The sequence below is a fragment of the Achromobacter sp. ACM04 genome (genome assembly GCF_014851465.1).
Lineage (GTDB): Bacteria > Pseudomonadota > Gammaproteobacteria > Burkholderiales > Burkholderiaceae_B > Achromobacter > Achromobacter aegrifaciens.
Map to the genome: position 1 here is coordinate 326,901 of NZ_JACUZS010000006.1, position 20,431 is coordinate 347,331.

General features: G+C 66.8%; 15 protein-coding genes. 11 read left to right on the plus strand and 4 right to left on the minus strand.

Features of this window, described 5'->3' with window-relative positions:
* The first annotated feature begins 128 nt into the window (after positions 1 to 128).
* The 7 genes from IB259_RS29960 (at position 129) to IB259_RS29990 (ending at position 9,785) form a co-directional block, all read left to right on the plus strand.
* Positions 129 to 1,265 carry a polysaccharide biosynthesis/export family protein gene (locus IB259_RS29960; RefSeq protein WP_054453063.1) on the plus strand — a complete coding sequence of 379 codons (1,137 nt, stop codon included), beginning with the start codon at positions 129 to 131 and terminating at the stop codon, positions 1,263 to 1,265.
* Between the two features lie 62 nt (positions 1,266 to 1,327).
* On the plus strand, positions 1,328 to 3,589 hold the full coding sequence (locus IB259_RS29965; protein ID WP_054453060.1) for a GNVR domain-containing protein: 2,262 nt from the start codon (positions 1,328 to 1,330) through the stop codon (positions 3,587 to 3,589).
* A 20-nt stretch (positions 3,590 to 3,609) separates the two neighbouring features.
* Positions 3,610 to 5,013, plus strand: coding sequence for a phosphomannomutase/phosphoglucomutase (locus tag IB259_RS29970; protein ID WP_054453058.1), 1,404 nt, complete (start codon positions 3,610 to 3,612; stop codon positions 5,011 to 5,013).
* Between the two features lie 13 nt (positions 5,014 to 5,026).
* Positions 5,027 to 6,694, plus strand: coding sequence for a glucose-6-phosphate isomerase (pgi, locus tag IB259_RS29975; RefSeq protein ID WP_054453056.1), 1,668 nt, complete (start codon positions 5,027 to 5,029; stop codon positions 6,692 to 6,694).
* 8 nt (positions 6,695 to 6,702) lie between these two features.
* Positions 6,703 to 7,752 (plus strand): UDP-glucose 4-epimerase GalE, encoded by a 1,050-nt coding sequence (galE, locus tag IB259_RS29980; RefSeq protein WP_119450026.1) that lies wholly within the window; start codon positions 6,703 to 6,705, stop codon positions 7,750 to 7,752.
* Between the two features lie 174 nt (positions 7,753 to 7,926).
* Positions 7,927 to 8,874, plus strand: a complete 948-nt coding sequence (gene epsC, locus IB259_RS29985) for a serine O-acetyltransferase EpsC (protein ID WP_054453050.1) — start codon at positions 7,927 to 7,929, stop codon at positions 8,872 to 8,874.
* A gap of 92 nt (positions 8,875 to 8,966) precedes the next feature.
* The gene (locus IB259_RS29990; protein WP_119450025.1) at positions 8,967 to 9,785 is read left to right on the plus strand and encodes an NAD-dependent protein deacetylase; all 819 of its coding nucleotides are present in this window, start codon (positions 8,967 to 8,969) and stop codon (positions 9,783 to 9,785) included.
* 161 nt (positions 9,786 to 9,946) lie between these two features.
* Here the strand turns inward: IB259_RS29990 and IB259_RS29995 are convergent, their stop codons facing one another.
* From IB259_RS29995 to IB259_RS30005, 3 genes are all read right to left on the minus strand, one after another.
* Entirely contained in the window at positions 9,947 to 10,801 is an 855-nt protein-coding gene (locus IB259_RS29995) for an inositol monophosphatase family protein (protein ID WP_059372208.1), read from the minus strand.
* 148 nt (positions 10,802 to 10,949) lie between these two features.
* Positions 10,950 to 12,419 (minus strand): NAD-dependent succinate-semialdehyde dehydrogenase, encoded by a 1,470-nt coding sequence (locus tag IB259_RS30000; RefSeq protein ID WP_054453045.1) that lies wholly within the window; start codon positions 12,417 to 12,419, stop codon positions 10,950 to 10,952.
* 123 nt (positions 12,420 to 12,542) lie between these two features.
* A complete protein-coding gene (locus IB259_RS30005) occupies positions 12,543 to 13,808 on the minus strand; it encodes a 4-aminobutyrate--2-oxoglutarate transaminase (RefSeq protein ID WP_054453043.1) in 1,266 nt (421 codons plus the stop codon).
* A gap of 96 nt (positions 13,809 to 13,904) precedes the next feature.
* Between IB259_RS30005 and IB259_RS30010 the strand changes: the two genes are divergently transcribed.
* On the plus strand, positions 13,905 to 15,416 hold the full coding sequence (locus tag IB259_RS30010) for a PLP-dependent aminotransferase family protein (protein ID WP_367648240.1): 1,512 nt from the start codon (positions 13,905 to 13,907) through the stop codon (positions 15,414 to 15,416).
* On the opposite strand, the gene IB259_RS30015 is transcribed toward IB259_RS30010, so the two are convergent.
* Positions 15,402 to 16,298, minus strand: coding sequence for a DUF72 domain-containing protein (locus IB259_RS30015; protein WP_054453679.1), 897 nt, complete (start codon positions 16,296 to 16,298; stop codon positions 15,402 to 15,404). The two genes, IB259_RS30010 and IB259_RS30015, sit on opposite strands and share 15 nt — an antisense overlap.
* A gap of 119 nt (positions 16,299 to 16,417) precedes the next feature.
* Here IB259_RS30015 and IB259_RS30020 point away from each other — a divergent pair, with 119 nt between their 5' ends.
* The 3 genes from IB259_RS30020 (at position 16,418) to IB259_RS30030 (ending at position 20,317) form a co-directional block, all read left to right on the plus strand.
* Complete coding sequence (locus IB259_RS30020) at positions 16,418 to 18,523, plus strand: ATP-dependent helicase (protein WP_192330956.1); 2,106 nt, start codon at positions 16,418 to 16,420, stop codon at positions 18,521 to 18,523.
* Positions 18,524 to 18,588: 65 nt separating this feature from the next.
* Positions 18,589 to 19,593 (plus strand): magnesium and cobalt transport protein CorA, encoded by a 1,005-nt coding sequence (locus IB259_RS30025; RefSeq protein ID WP_054453040.1) that lies wholly within the window; start codon positions 18,589 to 18,591, stop codon positions 19,591 to 19,593.
* Positions 19,594 to 19,654: 61 nt separating this feature from the next.
* Positions 19,655 to 20,317, plus strand: a complete 663-nt coding sequence (locus IB259_RS30030) for a thermonuclease family protein (protein ID WP_054453038.1) — start codon at positions 19,655 to 19,657, stop codon at positions 20,315 to 20,317.
* The last annotated feature ends 114 nt before the right edge of the window (positions 20,318 to 20,431 follow it).

Consider the following 20,431-nt stretch of genomic DNA (forward strand, 5'->3'; position numbering starts at 1 on the left):
AAACGATGTAGGAGAAGGCTTAGGACATCCGTCGAATGTGCGGGGCTAGGAAAAGAGAGTGGAATGTCGCAACCCGTTACGCATCGGGCTCACTCCAAGCAACGAAGTCATTCACAAGTGGATTTGCCATGACGACATTTTTCGGAACGTTGAGCCGAGGCATAGCAGCTATCGCGCTCGTGTCCTCGCTGGGCGCTTGCGCCTTGTCTCCCGGTATGACCTTTGACGCCAATCAACTTGCGGATCCGCTGGATCCGAACTCCAAGGCTGTAATCAAGGAAATCACGCCGTCGCTGGTGCTTGAAGACCAGCGCGCGCGCCAGGCATTGCTCGACAACGAAGGCGTCGACAAGCTCTACGGCAAGTCCGGCCCCTACCTGATCGGGCCCGGAGACATCCTCTCGATCGTAGTGTGGGATCACCCAGAACTCGTCCTTCCGACGCAAACCTACGCCATCGGGACTGGGGTAACGGAACTAGCCATTGGAGACACCGCCTCGGGCATTCCGGGCTATACGGTTTCATCCACTGGATATATCCAATTTCCCTATGCGGGATTGCTGAAAGTGGCCGGGTTGACGGAACTTCAGGCGCGCAATCTCATAGTGAATAGTTCGAGCAAGTACATCCAGGATCCGCAGATCACCGTACGCGTTCTGGGATATCGCAGCAAGCGTGTTTACGTCGATGGCGAAGTGAAGACGCCGGGCGCAATCGCGATCAACGATATCCCGATGACCCTGTTGGAAGCGATCAACAGGGCCGGAGGCATTCTGCCCACGGGCGATCGCAGCGCAGTCTACGTGATCCGTGACGGACGCCGTACTCGCGTGAACGTGCCTGCGCTGATCGAGCGTGGCCAAGACCTGAACCAGGTGCTGCTGAAGTCCGGCGACATCGTCAGGGTCACGCCGCGCGATGACAGCAAGGTGTTCGTGATGGGCGAGGTGACCTTGCCCACCGCGGCAGTGATGCGTGACGGACGCATGTCGTTGACCGAGGCGCTGGGCTTGGCCGGAGGACCGAACCAGCTGACCTCGAATCCGTCTCAAATATTCGTTGTGCGCAGCACTGAGCAAGCGACGCCGCTGGTGTTCCACCTGAACGCCGGATCGCCGCAGACTCTTGCGGTGGCGGAGAAGTTCGAGTTGCAACCCAAAGACGTGGTGTTCGTGGATACGGCGGCCCTGGTGCGGTGGAACCGCTTCATCAGCAATCTGTTCCCGAGCGCCCAGACCGTACAGACCGTGAAGTCCATAGATTAGTCCGCCTTAAACCACGCCTGGGGACGCCGCGACCGCGGCGGCGTCTTCTCTTGGAGAGCTGCATGTCGTTGCCCATCGAATCGTTCGAGCCGTCCGTGCCGGCTCGCCAGCAGGAAACTCCGTTGTCGTCCCATGTGGACGCCATCTTCTCCAACCGGTGGATGATCATCGCGATCACTCTGCTTGCATTACTGGGGGCGCTTACCTATGTGATGATCACGCCCAAGGTGTACTCGGCCGACATCATCGTGCAGGTGGAAGAGGAAATGCCGCAGGGGCAAAGCCGCAGCCTGCTCGGCGATGTGTCCTCCATGTTCGATACCAAGGCGGAGACCTCGGGCGAAATGGAAGTGCTGCGTTCGCGCATGGTGGTTGGACCCGCAGTCGACAAGTTCCTGCTGTACATCCAGGCCAAGCCGCGCTATTTCCCCGTGATCGGCGAATGGCTGGCGCAGCGCTACGAAAGCCTGCCGTATCCGTCGAGCCTGCCGCGCGGCGGTTATGCATGGGGCGGCGAAGCCATCGCGATCTCGCAGCTGGACGTGCCCAACGAATGGCTGGGCAAGCCCTTTCGCGTGACCACGCTGGGCGAAGGGCGCTACACGCTGAGCGACAAGTTCACGGGCGCGACCTTCAACGGCACCGTGGGCAAGCCCGAGCATTTCCGGCTGCCTGGCGGCGGCGCGATGGACGTGCATATCGACGCGCTGACGGGACGCCCCGGGACCGAGTTCACGGTGTCGCGCAGCTCGCGCCTGGCAGCCATCGAGGATGTGCAGGCGCGCCTGGGGATCTTCGAGCGCGGCCGCACGTCGGGGGTGATCGGCGTCACGCTGGAAGGCAATGATCCCGCGCTGACGACTGCCGTGCTCAACCAGATCGGCCAGGAGTACGTGCAGCAGAACGTGAACCGCAAGTCGGCGCAGGCCGAGAAGTCGCTGGTATTCCTTGAACAGCAGCTGCCGGTGCTCAAGGGCGAGCTGGACGCGGCCGAGACCAAGTACAACTCCCTGCGCAACAAGCGCGGCACCATCGACCTGAGCGAAGAAGCCAAGCTGATCCTTGCGCAATCGGTGGATGCGCAGACCAAGGTTATGGAACTGCGCTCCAAGCGCCAGGAGATGATCACCCGCTTCGCGCCAACCCACCCCAGCATCGTGGCGCTGGACCGCCAGATCGCCGGGCTGACCGGGGACGTCAACCGCATCGGCAACAACATCCGCCAGTTGCCTGACCTGGAGCAGGACGTGGTGCGCCTGGTGCGCGACGTGCGCGTCAACACCGAGCTCTACACGGCATTGCTCAACAACGCCCAGCAGCTGCGCCTGATCCGCGCCGGCAAGGTGGGCAACGTGCGCATCCTGGACTCGGCGGTGCAGCCGGACAAGCCGGTGCGTCCCAAGGCCGCCATCATCATCGGCGTGGCGACCGCCTTCGGCCTGATCTTCGGCATGCTGTGCGCGTTCGTGCGCAATGCGCTGTTCGGCGGACTGTCGGAACCCGACGACGTCGAACGCCATACCGGCCTGCCGGTGTTGGCCGCCATTCCCTATAGCGACATGCAGGACAAGCTGTGGCGGCGCAGCCGGCGCAAGAACGCCAGCGTGCCTGCGCTGCTGGCGCAGAGCCAGGGCAACGCGCCGCCCATCGAAAGCCTGAGGTCGTTCCGCAACGTGCTGCAGGCGTCGCTGCGCCAGTCGGCCAACAACATGGTCATGTTCACCGGCCCCGTGGCAGGCGTGGGGAAGTCCTTCCTGTCGGCCAACTTCGCCTTCATCCAGGGCGGCGTGGGCAAGCGCGTGCTGCTGATCGACGCTGACTTCCGCAAGGGCCAGCTCAACCGCTACTTTGGCGTGCCCAAGGAAGACGGCCTGTTCGAAGTGCTGTCGGGCACGATACCGCTGACCCAGGTCCGCAAGCACAGCGTGTCCGAGGGCGTGGACTTCATCGCCACCGGCGCGGTCACCTTCGACCCGTCCGAGTTGCTGGCCTCGCCGGTGTTCGGCGAAACCCTGCGCGAACTGGCCTCGCAGTACGACATGGTGATCCTGGACACGGCGCCCGTGCTGTCGTCTCCGGACGCGGCCGTGGTCGGCACGCATGCGGCGGCGGTGATGGTGGTGGTGCGTTCGGGCATGAACACCGTGGGCGAGATCCGCGAGACGGCCAAGCGCCTGATCCAGGCGGGCGCGCCGGTGGACGGCGTGCTCTTCAACGGCCTCAAGCTCCTGCCGGAACGCTTCGGCTTCCGGTCCAAGTACGGCAGTTACCGCTACTCCCGTGCGGCGTATTACGGCGATTTCAAACAGAACGGCCCTAAATAACGCCACCCGGAGAAACTGGCATGCACGGAACTTTTGGCTGGGACACGCCGCAAATTCTGGATGCGGTTTTCAAGGCTTATGACATACGCGGCACGGTGCCGGAAGAAATCGATGCGAGGTTCGCGCACAGCCTGGGGATGGCGGCGGGAACCCAGGCCCGCGAACAGGGAGCGCGGTCCATCGTGGTGGGGAGGGACGGCAGGCTGAGCAGCGTCGAGCTGGCGGCCGCCTTGCAGGCGGGCCTGCGCTCGGCGGGCATGCACGTCATCGACATCGGCATGGCGACCACGCCGATGGTGTACTTCGCGACGCGCCTGATGGACACGGGCGCGGGCATCGCGGTCACGGGCAGCCACAACCCGCCCGCGCACAACGGCTTCAAGATCGTGCTGGACGGCGCCTCGCTATATGGCGAAGGCATCACCGCGCTGCGCGATGCGATGCGCCTGCCCATCGAATCGGCCAGCGCCTCGGGCGGACGCACGCAGATGCAGATCATGCCGTGCTACACGGCGCGCCTGATGGGCGATATCCGCATGGCGCGTCCGATGAAGATCGCCATCGATTGCGGCAACGGCGTGGCGGGCGCCGCGGCGCCGGCGCTGTTCCGCGCCCTGGGCTGCGAAGTGGTCGAGCTGTTCTGCGAGGTCGACGGCTCGTTCCCGGGCCATCACCCGGATCCGGCCGATCCGCAGAACCTGCAGGACCTGATCTATTGCCTGCGCTATTCCGACTGCGAGGTCGGCCTGGCGTTCGACGGCGACGGCGACCGGCTCGGCGTGGTGACCAAGACGGGGCAGATCATCTGGCCCGATCGCCAGCTGATCCTGTTCGCGCGCGACGTGCTGTCGCGCAATCCGGGCGCCGAGATCCTCTATGACGTCAAGTGCAGCCGCCACGTGGCGCGCGCCATCACCGAGGCGGGCGGCAAGGCCACCATGTGGAAGACGGGGCACTCGCTGATCAAGGCCAAGATGCGCGAGACCGGCGCGCTGCTGGCCGGCGAGATGAGCGGCCACATCTTTTTCAAGGAGCGCTGGTACGGCTTTGACGACGGCATCTACGCCGCCGCCCGGCTGCTGGAGATCCTGTCCGGCGCGCCGGATCCCTCGGCCCTGCTGGAAAGCCTGCCGCAGTCCTGCGCTACGCCCGAAATCAAGCTGGAAACCGCCGAAGGCGAGCAGTTCGACCTGGTGGAAGCGCTGCGTGCGCAGGGACAGTTTCCCGGCGCGCAGTCCATCAACGACCTGGACGGCATCAGGGTGGATTACGCCGACGGCTTCGGCCTGGCGCGTCCGTCCAACACCACGCCGACGGTGGTATTGCGTTTTGAAGGGGACACCGTGGCCGCATTGGCCCGTATCGAGGAGGATTTCCGCAACGCGTTCCGACGCATTGCCCCTCATGTTCGTTTACCGTTTTAAGGAGCATCACGCGATGGGAAAGGCCAAGTATGCGATTGAGGCGCTAAGGGCGAATTCGGGCCTGGCGGACAGCCCGGAGTGGCAGGCGTTCGCGCAGGCCGCGCACGGCGCGGAATTGGACGGCGCGGCGCTGAAGGTCATCGAGGCGGCGGGTCTTTGCGTGGACCTGAGCATGCAACGGCAGTCGCCGGCGCTGGAAGCGGCGGCCATGTCGCTGCTGCAGGCGCGCGGCGTGGCGGATGCGCGCCAGGCATTGTTCGCGGGCGAGCCGGTCAACTGGACCGAAGGCAAACCGGCATGGCATACGGCGCTGCGCGCCGGGCGCACGCGGGAACAGCCTGACGGCCAGGACGCTGACTCCGTCTGCGAGCATTCGCGCATGACGGACTTCGTGCGGCGGGTGGACCAGACGGCCGATTTCAACACGGTGCTGCATATCGGCATCGGCGGCAGCGATTGGGGGCCGCGCCTGGCGGTCCAGGCGTTTGGCGGGGCGCAGCAGCGCCGTCAGATCCGCTTCGTGTCCAACATCGACGGACACGCGTTCCATGATGCGGTGGCCGGGCTGGACCCGCGCCGCTGCCTGGTGGTGGTGTCTTCCAAGTCCTTCACCACCGCCGAGACGCTGCACAACGCGCGCGCGGCCATCGCCTGGCTCAAGCAGGGCGGCGTGGCCGACGTGTCGGAACATCTGGCCGCGGTCACCGCCAACGTGTCGGCGGCACGCGCGCTGGGCGTGCCGTCCAGCCAGATCTTCAAGATGTGCGACTGGGTGGGCGGGCGCTATTCGGTCTGGTCGGTCGCCGGCCTGTCGATCGCGCTGACGGTCGGCGCCGACGTGCTGATCGGCATGCGGGCGGGCGCCGAGGCCATGGACCAGCATTTCCAGCAAGCGCCGTTCGCCTCGAATGCGCCGATCCAGCTGGCGCTGGCGGGCCTGGTCAACTGCAGCGTGCTGGGCCACAACTCGCTGAACATCGCGGCCTACAGCGCGCGGCTGCTGCACCTGGTCACCTATTTGCAGCAGCTGGAAATGGAATCGCTGGGCAAACGGGTCGCGGGCGACGGCGCGGCGGTCGGCGTGCCGACGGCTCCCATCATCTGGGGCATGCCGGGCACCGATGGCCAGCACACCTTCTTCCAGTGGCTGCATCAAAGCGAAGAGGGCGCGCCGGTGGACTTCATCGCCAGTCTGCAAGGCCATGCGGATAGTCCCGATGCGCACCGCATGCTGCTGGCCAACTGCCTGGCGCAGCGCCAGGCGTTGCTGCGCGGCAAATGCCTGGAGCAGGCGCTGATGGACGTGGCGCACATCGACGACCAGGAGCGTGCGCTGAGCCTGGCGCAGCACATGGTCCATCCGGGCGGGCGCCCTTCGACCCTGATCGTGTTGCGCCAGCTGGATCCTCGCGGCCTGGGCGCGCTGCTGGCGTTGTACGAGCACAAGGTGTTCGTGCAGAGCGTGGTCTGGGGCATCAATCCCTTCGACCAGTGGGGCGTGGAACTGGGCAAACGCCTGGCCACCGGCATCGAGCGCGAGCTGGCGGTGCCGGTGTCGGCCGGCGTGGTGGACTGGGGCCACGACGCGTCCACCTCGTACTGGATCGACCGCTACCGCAGCCATGCACAGGCGCCGCGGCCGCGCCATGCCTGGGTGCCGGGCGTGGCGGCGCATCTGTGAGGGAGACCATGCCGGATCTGCATGTGTTGGTGACGGGCGGCGCCGGCTATATCGGCACGCACACGCTGGTCGCGATGTTGGCGGCGGGCCAGCGGCCGCTGGTGCTGGATAACTTCAGCAACGGCAGCCGCGAGGCCGTGCGCCGCGTCGAGCGCCTCTGCGGCGTGGAGATTCCTCTGGTGGAAGGGGACATCCGCAGCCCTGGACTGGTCGAATCGGTGCTGGCCGAGACGGCAGCGCGCGGCGCGCCGGTGCAGGCGGTGCTGCATCTGGCCGGCAGCAAAGCGGTGGGCGAGTCGGTTGCCGATCCGCTCAAGTACTACGACAACAACGTCGGCGGCTCGGTGACGCTACTGCGCGCCATGCGCGAGGCGGGCGTGACGCGCATGGTGTTCAGTTCTTCGGCCACAGTCTACGGCGAGCCCCGCTACCTCCCGCTGACCGAGGCGCATCCGCTGGCGCCAACCAACCCCTACGGCCGCACCAAGCTGATGGTGGAGGAAGCGCTGCGCGATGTCTGCACGGCCGATCCCGCGTTCAGCGCGGTGACCTTGCGCTACTTCAATCCCATCGGCGCGCATCCGAGCGGCCAGATCGGGGAAAGTCCGCGCGACATTCCGAACAACCTGTTCCCGTACATCACCCAGGTGGCGGTAGGTCGCCAGCCTTTCCTGCGGGTGTTCGGCGACGACTACGAGACGGCCGACGGCACGGGCGTGCGCGACTATCTGCACGTGATGGACCTGGCGCAGGGGCATGTGCAGGCGCTGGCCTATTCGGAGCGCCACCCCGGATTCGTGGCGGTCAACCTGGGTACCGGGCAGGGCACCAGCGTGCTGGAGCTGGTGCATGCGTTCGAACGGGTCAACGGCTGCCGCATTCCCGTGCAGGCGCAGGCCAGGCGTCCCGGCGACGTCGAAAAGATGTGGACCGATCCCACGCTGGCGGCTTCCTTGTTCGGCTGGCATAGCACGCATGACGTGGATGCGATGTGCGCGGACGGCTGGCGCTGGCAGCAGGGCAACCCTCAGGGCTACGACCTCGGCACAGGGACATAACCCCTGCGCCGTATCGGATGGATTCCTCGAAACCGGCGTGAGCGGTTACAGTTGACGGAAATATTGCGAAGCAGCATTGCCCGGCGGCCTGGCCGCCGCGGCCGTGCACCGTCAACGAGGCGCACCCATGTTTGAATTCAATCCCTCTACCGGCCTCCTGCAGGAGCTGCAGTCATGAGCGGGCCGACCTACAGCGCGCCGGCCCACTGGAACCTGGACAGCATCGTGTCCGGCCTGCGCGAAGCGCGCGTGGCCTGGCGCGGTCCCCGCGGCCGCCTGCGCGAAGACGCCGGCCTGCGCGAATTCCCGTCGCAGGAAAGCCTGCGCCAGATCGTCAAGGATCTCTGTGGCGCGCTGTTCCCGATGCGCCTGGGTCCCATCGACCTGCGCGAAGAGGTCGAGGACTTCTACGTCGGCCATACCATCGGCGCGGCGCTGGACGCGCTGCTGCACCAGGTCTGTCTTGAATTGCAGTACGTGGGCCGGCCCGAACAGACCGAGCCCGCGGATGCGCGCCAGCGCGCCATCGAGATCGTGCGCCAGTTCGGCGCGGAGCTGCCGCGCGTGCGCGCCGCGCTGGACCTGGACGTGACCGCCGCCTATCAGGGCGACCCGGCCGCGCACAATGTGGACGAGGTCCTGCTGTGCTATCCGGGCGTGGCGGCGATGATCCACCACCGTCTGGCCAATGTGCTGTACCGCCTGGGCGCGCCGATGCTGGCGCGCATCGTGGCGGAAATCGCGCATGCGGATACGGGCATAGACATCCACCCGGGCGCGACCATTGGCCGCAGCTTCTTCATCGACCACGGCACCGGCGTCGTGATCGGCGAGACCGCCATCATCGGCGACCGCGTGCGCCTCTATCAGATGGTCACGCTGGGCGCCAAGCGCTTCCCGCCGGGTGAAAACGGCGAACTCAAGAAGGGCCTGGCGCGTCACCCCTTGATCGAGGACGACGTGGTGATCTACGCTGGCGCGACGATTCTCGGCCGCGTCACCATCGGCAAGGGTTCGACCATCGGCGGCAACGTCTGGCTGACCCGCAGCGTGCCGCCGGGCAGCAACGTGACCCAGGCCAGCCTGGTCAGCGACATGCCCGACTGCGGCCTGGGCGGCTGAGCAGCTTGAGGCCGCAGCCTTTCGCGCAGCGGCCGCCTTTTCGCGCGGGCGCCGATGCGCGCCCGCGTAACGGCCGGCCCTGAGGAGCCTGGATGGACACACGAGTCTCTGATCTGGCCGCGCTGCGCGGCTTTGTCGACCGCCACCCGCGGCTGTTTGTGCTGACGGGGGCGGGCGTCAGCACCGATTCCGGCATCCCCGACTACCGCGACACCGAAGGCGAATGGAAGCGCAAGCCGCCCATGACGCTGCAGACCTTCATGGGCGGCGAACTGGCGCGGGCGCGCTATTGGGCGCGCAGCATGGTGGGCTGGCGCCGTTTCGGCCATGTGCAGCCCAATGCCTCGCACCGGGCGCTGGCGCGGCTGGAATCGCGCGGCCGCGTCTCGGTGCTGGTGACGCAGAACGTCGACGGCCTGCACGAGGCCGCCGGCAGCCGCGACGTCGTCGACTTGCACGGCCGGCTGGACGAGGTGCGTTGCATGGCCTGCGACTGGCGCGGCGGCCGCCAGGCCTGGCAAGAGGCGTTGCAGGACGGCAACCCGGAATGGACGCTGCTGGATGCCACGGATGCGCCTGACGGCGACGCCGACCTGGAAGGCGAGGACTTTGCGCAATTTCAGGTGCCGCCCTGTCCGCGCTGCCGCGGCATCGTCAAGCCGGACGTGGTCTTTTTTGGTGAAACCGTGCCGCGCGAACGCGTGGACCGCGCCAACGCCGGCCTCATGAACGCCGACGCGGTGCTGGTGGTGGGGTCATCGTTGATGGTGTATTCCGGCTACCGCTTCGTCAGCGCCGCGTCGCGCAACGGCATGCCGGTAGCTGCCATCAACCTGGGGCGCACCCGCGCCGACAGCATGCTGACGCTGAAAGTGGAACTGCCTTGCGCCGTGGCGCTGGACGCGCTGTAACACACCCCGGGGCCGGCCGGTTTTTGACCGGTCTAAGCAAGTACTTGCCCTGCAAAGGTTTTTTTCGGCTGTTACAGACCTTTCCATAGGGTTGTCCACAGGAACTGGGGATAACTCCTAGGGATAACCCCGAGTTTTCGACCTTTTTCGCGCTGCGTTTGTCAAGTCTCGGCGGCGTCCGCCATGTCCCCCATTAGCGCCTTGCGGGCCGCGTGCCAACTGCCGGCGTCCGGCGCATATAGCAGGCCGCCGGTGCGATGCGTGGGCTTGTAGGGCGAACCGTCGAAGTGGGCCGCGTAGCCGCCGGCTTCGCGGTGCAGCAGCCAGCCGGCTGCGTGGTCCCAGGCCGTCAATTGGTTGTAGAACGCGATGTGGCAGTGCCCGGCGGCCAGCATGCGGTACTCATGCGCGGCGCAACGCAGCGAGGCGGTGCTGCCCAGGCGCGACAGGTTGCTGTTGACGGTGGTACGCATCGGCTCGGGCAGGGCGCCGGTCGAGATCAGGCCGTCCATGTCTTCGGGCGGCGCGGGGCTGGCCACCGCGAGCTGGGCCTGCTTGCCGTTTTCATATTCCATCCAGGCGCCTTCGCCGCGCACGGCGAGCGCGCTGTCGCGGCTGACCGGGTCGTAGATGACGCCCGCGATCACGTCGCCGCGATGGCAGGCGGCGATCATCATGCCGAAGAGAGGCAGGCCCGCGACGTAGTTGCGGGTGCCGTCGATGGGGTCGATCAGGAAGGCCAGGTCGGCGTCGACCAGCATGTTCAGCAGCGCGGGATTGCGGGCCGAGGCCTCTTCGCCGATCAGCACGGCGCCCGGATGCAGCTTGGCCAGGCGCGCGGCGATCAGGCGTTCGGCGGCTTCGTCCGCGTCGGTCACGAGGTCGCGGGCGGAGCTTTTGCCGCGCACAGCGCCTTCCGGCAGATTGCGAAAGCGCGGCATGACTTCCGTCTGCGCGGTTTCGGCCAGGATGGCGGCAAGCCGGCGAGTGTCCTCGCGGGTGAAGGTTCTGCTCATACGGACTCGTTCGGTCAGGGAACGCGCAAATCTACCATGCCGGACGCGGGGCGGGATGCCACATATCGGACTCCCGGAAACCCGCGCGCCAAATGCGCGCGGCCCCCGCCGGCAGAAGCCGGCGGGGGCCGCGGCGCGCAAGGGGCCGTCAGGCGCCCAGGTCCACGCAGAGGTACTTGATCTCCAGGTACTCTTCGATGCCGTACTTCGAGCCTTCGCGGCCCAGGCCGGATTGCTTGACGCCGCCGAACGGGCCGACTTCATTGGAGATGATGCCGGTGTTGATGCCGACGATGCCGTACTCCAGCGCTTCGGACACGCGCCAGATGCGGGCGTAGTCGCGGGTGAAAAAGTAGGCGGCCAGGCCGAAGATGGTGTCGTTGGCCATGCCGATGACTTCCGCTTCGGTTTCGAAGCGGAACAGCGGGGCCACCGGGCCGAAGGTTTCCTCGGTCGCGAAGCGCATTGACTGGGTCACGTCGCGCACCACGGTCGGTTCGAAGAAGGTGCCGCCCAGCGCGTGGGGCTTGCCGCCGGCGATGACCTTGGCGCCGTGCGCGGTCGCGTCGGCGATGTGCTCCTGTACCTTTTCCACGGCGCTGCTGTCGATCAGCGGACCCTGGGTCACGCCGTCGGCGAAGCCGTCGCCGACCTTCATGGCTTCGACCTTGGCGACCAGGCGCTTGGCGATTTCTTCGTACACGCCGGCCTGCACGTAGATGCGGTTGGCGCAGACGCAGGTCTGGCCGGCATTGCGGTACTTGGAAGCCAGGATGCCGTCGACCGCGCGGTCCAGGTCGGCGTCGTCGAACACGATGAAGGGCGCGTTGCCGCCCAGCTCCAGCGACAGCTTCTTGATGGTGGGCGCGCATTGCTCCATCAGCGTGCGGCCGACTTCGGTGGAGCCGGTGAAGCTCAGCTTGCGCACCACGTCGCTTTCGCACAGGGCCGCGCCGATTTCGCGCGAGCTGCCGGTGATGACATGGAACACGCCAGCGGGCACGCCGGCTTCTTCAGCCAGCACGGCCAGTGCCAGCGCGGTCAGCGGGGTCTGTTGCGCGGGCTTGACCACCATGGTGCAGCCGGCGGCCAGGGCCGGGCCGACCTTGCGGGTGATCATGGCGGCCGGGAAGTTCCACGGCGTGATGGCGGCGGTGACGCCGATGGGCTGCTTGAGCGCCATCAGGCGCTGGCCGGCCTTGGGGCTTTGCAGGATGTCGCCGTCGATGCGCTTGGCTTCTTCGCCGAACCACTCCAGGAACGAGGCGGCATAGGCGATTTCGCCGGCGGCTTCGGTCACGGGCTTGCCCTGTTCGGACGTCATGATGGCGGCCAGGTCCTGCTGGTTCTGCATCATGAGCTGGGCCCACTTCAGCAGGATCGCGGCGCGTTCCTTGCCGGTCTTGGCGCTCCAGGCGGGCAGGGCGGCCTCGGCGCTGGCGATGGCTTGTTCGGCTTCCTTGCGGCCCAGCTTGGGCACGGACACGATAGTCTTGCCGGTGGAGGGATTGTCCACGGGGATGGACGGGCCGTTGCCGGCGGCTACCCACTTGCCGTCGATGTAGCAGGCGTCGCGCAGCAGATCGGGGCGCGCCAGGGGATGGGTCAGTGCGGTCATTGTTGGAGTCTCCTTGAAGGGAAGCGGTGGGCCAGGAAACGCTTGCGGGCGTGGCGGCAGATCCGCTACGCCCGCAAAACTTGTGCCTGCCCGCCGGAATACCGGTAGTTCAGGTCCTGTGCGTCAGGCGGCGAGCGCCTCGGACAGGATGGCCAGCGCGCGATCGAACTGGGCGTCGGGGATGGTCAAGGGGTACAGGAAGCGCAGGACGTTGCCGTACACACCGCAGCTTAGCAAAATCAGGCCCTTTTCGATGGCGCGGGCTTGCACACGCTTGACCGCTTCCGCGTCCGGCTTGCCGGTGGCGGGATCGTTCAGTTCCAGGGCGACCATGGAGCCCAGGCCGCGCACGTCGGCGATGCCCGGCACCTTGGCGCGCAGGCCTTCCAGGTGCGCGCGCAGCTTGTCGCCCAGGGTGACGGCGCGTTCGCACAGCTTTTCCTCGGCGATCACGTCCAGCACGGCATGCGCCGCGGCGACCGCCAGCGGGTTGCCGGCGTAGGTGCCGCCCAGGCCGCCGGCCGCAGGCGCGTCCATGACGTCGGCGCGGCCGACCACGCCCGAGATCGGGAAGCCGCCGCCCAGGCTCTTGGCCATGGTGATCAGGTCGGCCTGGACCGAGTGGTGTTCCATGGCGAACAGCTTGCCGGTGCGGCCGAAGCCGGTCTGGACTTCGTCGGCGATCAGCAGGATGCCGTGTTCGTCGCAGATCTTGCGCAGCGCCGTCATCAGTTCCGGCGGGGTGATGTTGAAGCCGCCTTCGCCCTGGACAGGTTCCAGAATGATGGCCGCGACGCGCTTGGGATCGATGTCGCACTTGAACAGCAGGTCCAGTCCCTTGAGCGAGTCCGCCACGGTGATGGACTGGGTGGCGTTGGGGAAGGGCACGTGATAGATGTCGCCCGGCATCGGACCGAACGACAGCTTGTACGGGGCGACCTTGCCGGTCAGCGCCATGCCCAGCATGGTGCGGCCGTGGAACGAACCCGAGAAGGCGATGACGCCCGAGCGGCCGGTGGCCGAGCGCGCGATCTTGATGGCGTTTTCGACGGCTTCGACGCCGGTGGTGAAGAAGGCGCTCTTCTTCAGGCCGTCGATGGGGGCGAGGCGGTTGATGCGCTCGGCCAGCGAGACATAGCCTTCGTACGGCACGATCTGATAGGCCGTGTGCGTGAAGTTGTCCAGCTGCGCGGAGACCGCGGCCTTGATCTTCGGGTGCAGGTGGCCCGTGTTCAGGACGGCGATGCCGCCTGCGAAATCGATATATTCCTTGCCATTGGCGTCCCACAGGGTGGCGTTTTCGGCGCGCACCGCGTAGAAGTCGCACATGACGCCGACGCCGCGGGGCGTGGCCAGGGAACGGCGGGTATTCAGGTCCTGATTCTTCATCTCAGCCTCTGCGAGCATGATGGGGCGGGAAAACCTTATTTAATGCTACGATGGCCCCATTTGTGGGAACCACTTTTATAAATCGGGTAGAACCAATTGCGGTCCATAGTCGGTGACTTGCTGCAGCTGCGGCTGGCGGACGGCTCCAGCGAGCCCATGAACAAGCGGCTGTACCGCGGCATCCGCGAAGCCATCCTGGATGGAGCCATTGCCGCGGACTCGCGCCTGCCCGCCTCGCGGGACCTGGCGGCAGAGCTCGGCATCGCCCGCAACACCGTGGTCCACGTCTATAGTCAACTGCTGGCTGAAGGCTACACCCGCAGTCGCCAGGGCAACGGCACCTTCGTCAACGCCTCGGTGCCGGATTCCTACCTGGCCAGCGGCCGGCGCAAGCGCCAGCCGCCGCCCGCGCAGCCGCGCCCGGCGCTGTCGCCGCGCGGCGCCGCCATCGTCGACGGCGTCTCGGCCTCGCCCTACCAATGGGGCGCCTTCATGCCCGGCGTGCCCGACCTGACCGAATTCCCGCACAAGAAGTTCGGCCGCATTTTCAGCGCCCTGTGGCGCAATCCCTCGCCCGACCTGCTGACCTACGCCTACGGCGGCGGGCTGCCGGCCCTGCGCGAGGCGCTGGCGCAGCATCTGGCGCTGACGCGCTCGATCGATTGCGATCCCGAGCAGATCATCATCACCGAAGGTTCGCACCAGGCCATCGACCTGACCACCCGCATCCTGGGCGAAGCCGGCGAGACCGCCTGGGTCGAGGATCCTGGCTACTGGGGCGCGCGCACCGTGCTGCAGGCCAACGGCCTGCACACCGTGCACCTGCCGGTGGACGAGGAGGGCATGCGCCTGCCGGAGACCGTGGGCACGCCGCCGCGTTTCATCTTCGTCACGCCCTCGCACCAGTATCCGCTGGGGCCGGTCATGTCGCTGACGCGCCGGCGCCAGTTGCTGGCGGTGGCGCGGCAAAGCGGCAGCTGGATCATCGAAGACGACTACGACAGCGAATTCCGCTTCTCCGGCCGGCCCATCGCTTCGCTGTTGGGCTTGGAACCCGACGCGCCCGTGATCTACATGGGAACCTTCAGCAAGACCTTGTATCCGGGCCTGCGCGTGGGCTACCTGGTGCTGCCCAAGACACTGACCGCCGCGTTCCAGGCAGCGCACGCCGAGCTCTACCGCGAGGGCCACCTGATGACGCACGCGGCCCTGGCCACGTTCATCTCGGAAGGCCACTACGCCGCCCACATCCGCCGCATGCGCATGCTGTACGGACGCCGCCGCGCCATGCTGGTCAATCTGATTGAACGCAGGCTGGGGCCGGATTGGCTGCATCGCGACGCCAGCATGGCGGGGCTGCATCTGGTGCTGACGCTGCCCGAGGACATGGACGATCTGCGCGTGGTGGATGTGGCGCGCAGCAAGGGCGTGCTTACGCGCGCGCTGTCGCGCTACTACGTCAACGACGAGGGCCGCCGGCCGGGCCTGCTGCTGGGCTATGCCTGCGTGCCGGAGCACGACATTGCGCGCAAATTCGAGGTGCTGCTGGACAGCCTGAACGAAGTGGCGCGCGCGTCCGTCGCGCTGGCGGCGTCAGGCGGGCGCTAGCGCCGCCGCGAAGGCCGCGGCGTTGCGCATGCCCTGGTCTTCGAAGTTGGTGTTGAACACCGCGTGCGCCTGGGCGCTTTGCGCCGCCAGCCGCGCGAAGCGCTCGGCCAGTTCGGCCAGCTCCTGTTCCGAGTATTCGTATTGGAAGCGGCCCGAGGACGCGGCGCCGGACACGTTCCAGGCGGCCGTATTGCGTCCGTGCAGGCGCAGCAGCGTCAGCTCCGGATGGGTGCACTCCCAGACCGCGGGCACGGTGTTGTCGAAGCCTTGGGGGCTATCGACCACCGTATGGACCACGCCGAGATCGCGTTCGAAGGCCAGGGTGTCCGTGGTGGCGGAGGGCGACTCGAACCAGCTGCGGTGGCGGAATTCCACCGACACCAGGTGTTCTTCCATGCGACGCGCGCAGTCGGCCACCCGCGCCCGGCCGCGCGCGTCGCGCCGGATCCAGGGCGGAAACTGGAAATGCACCGCGCCCAGCTTGCCCGTCATGCGCAAGGGTTCCAGCGCAAGCTGGTAGCGGCGCCAGAGTTCATCGCGCAGGTCGGCGGGCATGCGGTCGTGGTAAATGACGGGTTCCGGCCAATCGGGCAGTTCGCGCCGGATGTCCGCGGGCAGCGCGGATAGCGGCGTCTGATGGCCGGTGAACAGCCGGAAGGCCTTGATGTTGAAGACGAAATCGTCCGGCGTGCGCTGCGCCCACAAGTAGGCGTTTTCGGCCGTGGGCATGGCGTAATAGCTGGAATCGACCTCGGCCATGGGAAAGCGCGAGGCATAGAAGCGCAGCCGCGCTTCGGCGCTGCGGACCTCGGGCGGGTAGAAGCGGCCGCAGGCCAGCAGGGTGGGATCGGTCCAGGAGGCGGTGCCGGTCAAGAGGCGCATGGCCACAGGCGAATCAGACTTTATTGAAAAAATTCTGTATAAATATACAGTGTTCATCCGAAGCCCGGCAATGTCCGGGCTCGCCGTTTTCAGCGGCTGCCTTGCTGCGGCCCCGCCCCATGTCCGACCAAACCGATACGTCCAACCCGTCCGCCGAACGCCCCGATCCCCTGGCCGATCTCAACCCCGCCCAACGCGAGGCCGCCGAATTCGGCGTGGCCGGCGCGCCGGGAGACGACGGCCCCCTGCTGGTGATCGCCGGGGCAGGCTCGGGCAAGACCAATACGCTGGCCCACCGGGTCGCGCACCTGATCCTGAACGGCGCCGATCCCCAGCGCATGCTGCTGTTGACCTTCTCGCGCCGCGCGGCGCTGGAAATGGAGCGGCGCGTGGGCTCGGTGCTGCAGCGGGTGATGAGGCTGCGCGCCACGCAGCAGGCGCCGTCGCTGCCCTGGGCCGGCACCTTCCACGCGATCGGCGCGCGCCTGCTGCGCGATTGCGCGCAACGCATCGGCCTGTCCGAGGCTTTCACCATCCACGACCGCGGCGACGCCGAGGACCTGATGGGCATGGTGCGCCACGAACTGGGCCTGTCGTCCACCAAGTCGCGCTTTCCGCTCAAGGGCACCTGCCTCGCCATCTATTCGCGCGTGGTCAACAGCCAGACCCCGGTGGCCGACGTGCTGAAGACCTCCTTCCCCTGGTGCGCCCAATGGGAAGACGAACTCAAGAACCTGTTTCGCGCCTACGTCGCGGCCAAGCAGGACCAGCAGGTGCTGGACTACGACGACCTGCTGCTGTACTGGGCCGAGATGATGGGCGACCCCGGCATCGCGGCCGACGTGGGCGCGCGCTTCGACCACGTACTGGTGGACGAATACCAGGACACCAACCGCTTGCAATCCGCCATCCTGCTGGCGATGAAGCCCGACGGCCGCGGCCTGACGGTGGTGGGCGACGATGCCCAATCCATCTATTCGTTCCGCGCGGCCACGGTGCGCAACATCCTGGACTTTCCGAACCAGTTTCCCAACCCGGCCAGGGTCATCACGCTGGACCGCAACTACCGTTCCACCCAGCCCATCCTGAACGCGTCCAATGCCGTGATCGGCCTGGCCACGGAACGTTACGCCAAGGACCTGTGGACCGATCGCCAGTCGTCCCAGCTGCCCGAACTGGTGACGGTCAGCGACGAAGCCGGCCAGGCGCGCTGGGTGGCCGACCAGGTGCTGGCGCAGCGCGAAGGCGGGGCCACGCTCAAGTCGCAGGCGGCGCTGTTCCGCACCGCCAGCCACAGCGCCGCGCTGGAACTTGAACTGACCCGCCGCAACATTCCCTTCGTGAAGTTCGGCGGGCTGCGCTTCCTGGAGGCCGCGCACGTAAAGGACCTGTTGTCGCTGTTGCGCTGGGCGGAGAATCCGCGCGGCCGCATGGCGGGCTTTCGCGTGGCGCAGTTGCTGCCCGGCATCGGCCCGGCCACGGCGGGCAAGCTGATGGACGCCATGTCCGCCTCCGCCGAACCGCTGCGCGCGCTGCGCGAATTCAAGCCGGGCGCGGCGGCGCAGGAAGAGTGGGGCGCTTTCGCCGATACGTATGCGGCCTTGTGCGACCCCGCGCTGAAATGGCCCGCCGACGTGGACCTGGCCCTGCGCTGGTATGGCGCGCAGCTGGAACGCCTGTATGACGATGCGCGCGTGCGCCGCGCCGACCTGGACCAGTTGGTGCGCATCGCCGCGGGCTACGGCTCGCGCGAACGCTTCCTGACCGAACTGACGCTGGATCCGCCGGACGCCACCAGCGACGAGTCCGGCGCGCCGCATCGCGACGAGGACTACATGATCCTTTCCACCATCCATTCCGCCAAGGGACAGGAATGGAAGGCGGTCTATGTCCTGAACGTGGTGGACGGCTGCATCCCGTCGGACATGAGCACCGGCACGGCCGAGGAAATCGAGGAAGAGCGCCGCCTGTTGTATGTGGCGATGACACGCGCCAAGGAACGCCTGCAGCTCATCGTGCCGCAGCGCTTCTACGTGCACCAGCAGACCGGCATGGGCGACCGGCACGTCTACGGATCGCGCACGCGCTACATCACCAATGCGATGCTGCCGCTGTTCGACCACCTGCCCAAGCTGCCGGACCTGCCCGCCGGGCGCGCCGCGCCGAAGGAGCCTCAAGCGCCCAGCGTGGACGTGGCCAAGCGGGTGCGGAACCTGTTCTCGTAGGCTGGGCTATCATCGGCCGATACGCATAAGCTGTCCGGCAGGGATCGCATTGCAAAAGGGTGTTTATGTCTACTGAAGAACATACCGCCGACGACTCGAAACGAGAGGTCGTCGCATCGATCGCCTATGTGAACGGACGGCGGGAACGCGAGGTTCCCATCGACGAAGTCGCCCAGTACGTCAGCCAGGACCACGGCATGCTGTGGATCGGCCTGCGCAATCCGCGCCCGGAAGTGCTGGCGAAGGTCGCCAGCGAACTTGGCGCCTGCGACAAGAACCAGGAAGAAATGCTGGAATCCCACCGGCGGCCGAAGATCATCGACTACGGCAACATGATCCTCATCGTCGCCATCACGGTCGAGGTCGAGGCCGAGCGCCCCATCTTCGGCGAGACCCAGTTCCTGATCGGCGATGGCTTTTTGGTCACGGTGCGGCGCGGCGCCACCGCCGGCCATAGCCCCTTGCGCGAACGGCTGGAAGCCTCGCCCGACCTGCTCAAGCGCGGCAGCGATTATGTGGCTTCCGAACTGCTGGACTGGCTGGTGGATCGCTATGTCGCGGCCGCCGGCAAGATCGAATCCGTGGTCGAAGGCGCCGAACAGAAGCTGCTGATCCGAGGCGCCAAGGACTCGGACATCCGCAGGCTGTACCGGCAGCGCCGCGACCTGCTGCGCATCCATACCGTGGTGTCGCCGCTGGCCGAAATCTGCCGACGCCTGGCGCGGGTCGAGATGTCCGCGGTGGACGAGCATGCCCGTCCGTATTTCGGCGAGGTCGCCGACCGCGTGCTGCGCGTGGATGAACTTTTCAACTCGCTGCGCGAATCCCTGGCCTTCGCCTTTGAAGCCAGCCTGATGATAGGCCAGGCCGCGCAGAACGACACCACCCGCAAGCTGGCGTCCTGGGCCGCCATCCTGGCGGTGCCCACGGCCATTGCCGGCATCTACGGCATGAACTTTGAATTCATGCCCGAACTGAAATCGCCCTGGGGCTATCCGATCACGCTGGGCGTCATCGTGTCGATCTGTTCGGTCCTGTATTGGCGCTTCCGCAAGTCGGGGTGGCTGTAGCGGGCGACTCCACGCCTCGCCTTTATGGCAAACTGCCTGCGTTTTCCTTCCTGGAGCCTGGCTGGTGCGTGGCAAATCCCCTTTACGCGGCGGCAGCAAGCTGACCGCCCTGATCGTCGCCGTGATCCTTGCGGCGGCAGGCGCCATCGTCAACTGGCTGCAGCCTTCGGGAAGAGAGGGGCAGGACCGGGCTGAACGGCCGGCGCCTTCAGCCCAGGGCCGGCCCGGCGCGACGCTGGCTGGCGGCATTCCGCAGGGCAGCTATACGCTTACCGGCATGATCGTCAACGTGGCCGACGGCGACACCGTGACGCTGCGCGCGTCCGACGGTCAGCACCGCATCCGCATGGACAGTATCGATGCGCCGGAAGAGGGCCACGGGTCCGACCAGCCCGGGCAACCCTATGCCGAGGCCGCGCGCAAGAACCTGGCCGGCCTGGTCGCGGGCAAGACGCTAAGCGCGCAATGCTACGAGAAGGACCAGTACGGCCGGGAAGTCTGCGCCCTGATCCTGGATGACGGCCGTTCGGCCAACCGCCTGCAGGTGGAGGCCGGCTACGCCTGGGCCTATACGGCGCGCCAGGGCGACTACCTGCGCGACAAGGCCATGCCGGACCTGCAGCGCCAGGCCAAGGCGGCCGGGCGCGGCCTGTGGGCGCAGCCCGGCGCCATGCAACCCTGGAAGTGGCGCTACGACTGCTGGCGGCAGCGCCAGTGCGGTTGAACCCGCGCGGGCCGGCCCGGAACGCCGCGCCCGAGCGCCGCCAGCCCTGGGGGATGCCTGGGTATGGTCCCCGGCCCGTGTTTGCTATCCTCTGTCGCAACGATTCGAAGGGAA

Coding starts and splice junctions, on each gene's coding strand:
- IB259_RS30000 (WP_054453045.1), bottom strand. CDS start 12,419: ATGACCGCACTGACCCATCCCCTGGCGCGCCCCGATCTGCTGCGCGAC.
- galE (WP_119450026.1), top strand. CDS start 6,703: ATGCCGGATCTGCATGTGTTGGTGACGGGCGGCGCCGGCTATATCGGC.
- IB259_RS30025 (WP_054453040.1), top strand. CDS start 18,589: ATGTCTACTGAAGAACATACCGCCGACGACTCGAAACGAGAGGTCGTC.
- IB259_RS29990 (WP_119450025.1), top strand. CDS start 8,967: ATGGACACACGAGTCTCTGATCTGGCCGCGCTGCGCGGCTTTGTCGAC.
- IB259_RS29995 (WP_059372208.1), bottom strand. CDS start 10,801: ATGAGCAGAACCTTCACCCGCGAGGACACTCGCCGGCTTGCCGCCATC.
- IB259_RS29960 (WP_054453063.1), top strand. CDS start 129: ATGACGACATTTTTCGGAACGTTGAGCCGAGGCATAGCAGCTATCGCG.
- IB259_RS29970 (WP_054453058.1), top strand. CDS start 3,610: ATGCACGGAACTTTTGGCTGGGACACGCCGCAAATTCTGGATGCGGTT.
- IB259_RS30015 (WP_054453679.1), bottom strand. CDS start 16,298: ATGCGCCTCTTGACCGGCACCGCCTCCTGGACCGATCCCACCCTGCTG.
- IB259_RS30005 (WP_054453043.1), bottom strand. CDS start 13,808: ATGAAGAATCAGGACCTGAATACCCGCCGTTCCCTGGCCACGCCCCGC.
- epsC (WP_054453050.1), top strand. CDS start 7,927: ATGAGCGGGCCGACCTACAGCGCGCCGGCCCACTGGAACCTGGACAGC.
- IB259_RS30020 (WP_192330956.1), top strand. CDS start 16,418: ATGTCCGACCAAACCGATACGTCCAACCCGTCCGCCGAACGCCCCGAT.
- IB259_RS29965 (WP_054453060.1), top strand. CDS start 1,328: ATGTCGTTGCCCATCGAATCGTTCGAGCCGTCCGTGCCGGCTCGCCAG.
- pgi (WP_054453056.1), top strand. CDS start 5,027: ATGGGAAAGGCCAAGTATGCGATTGAGGCGCTAAGGGCGAATTCGGGC.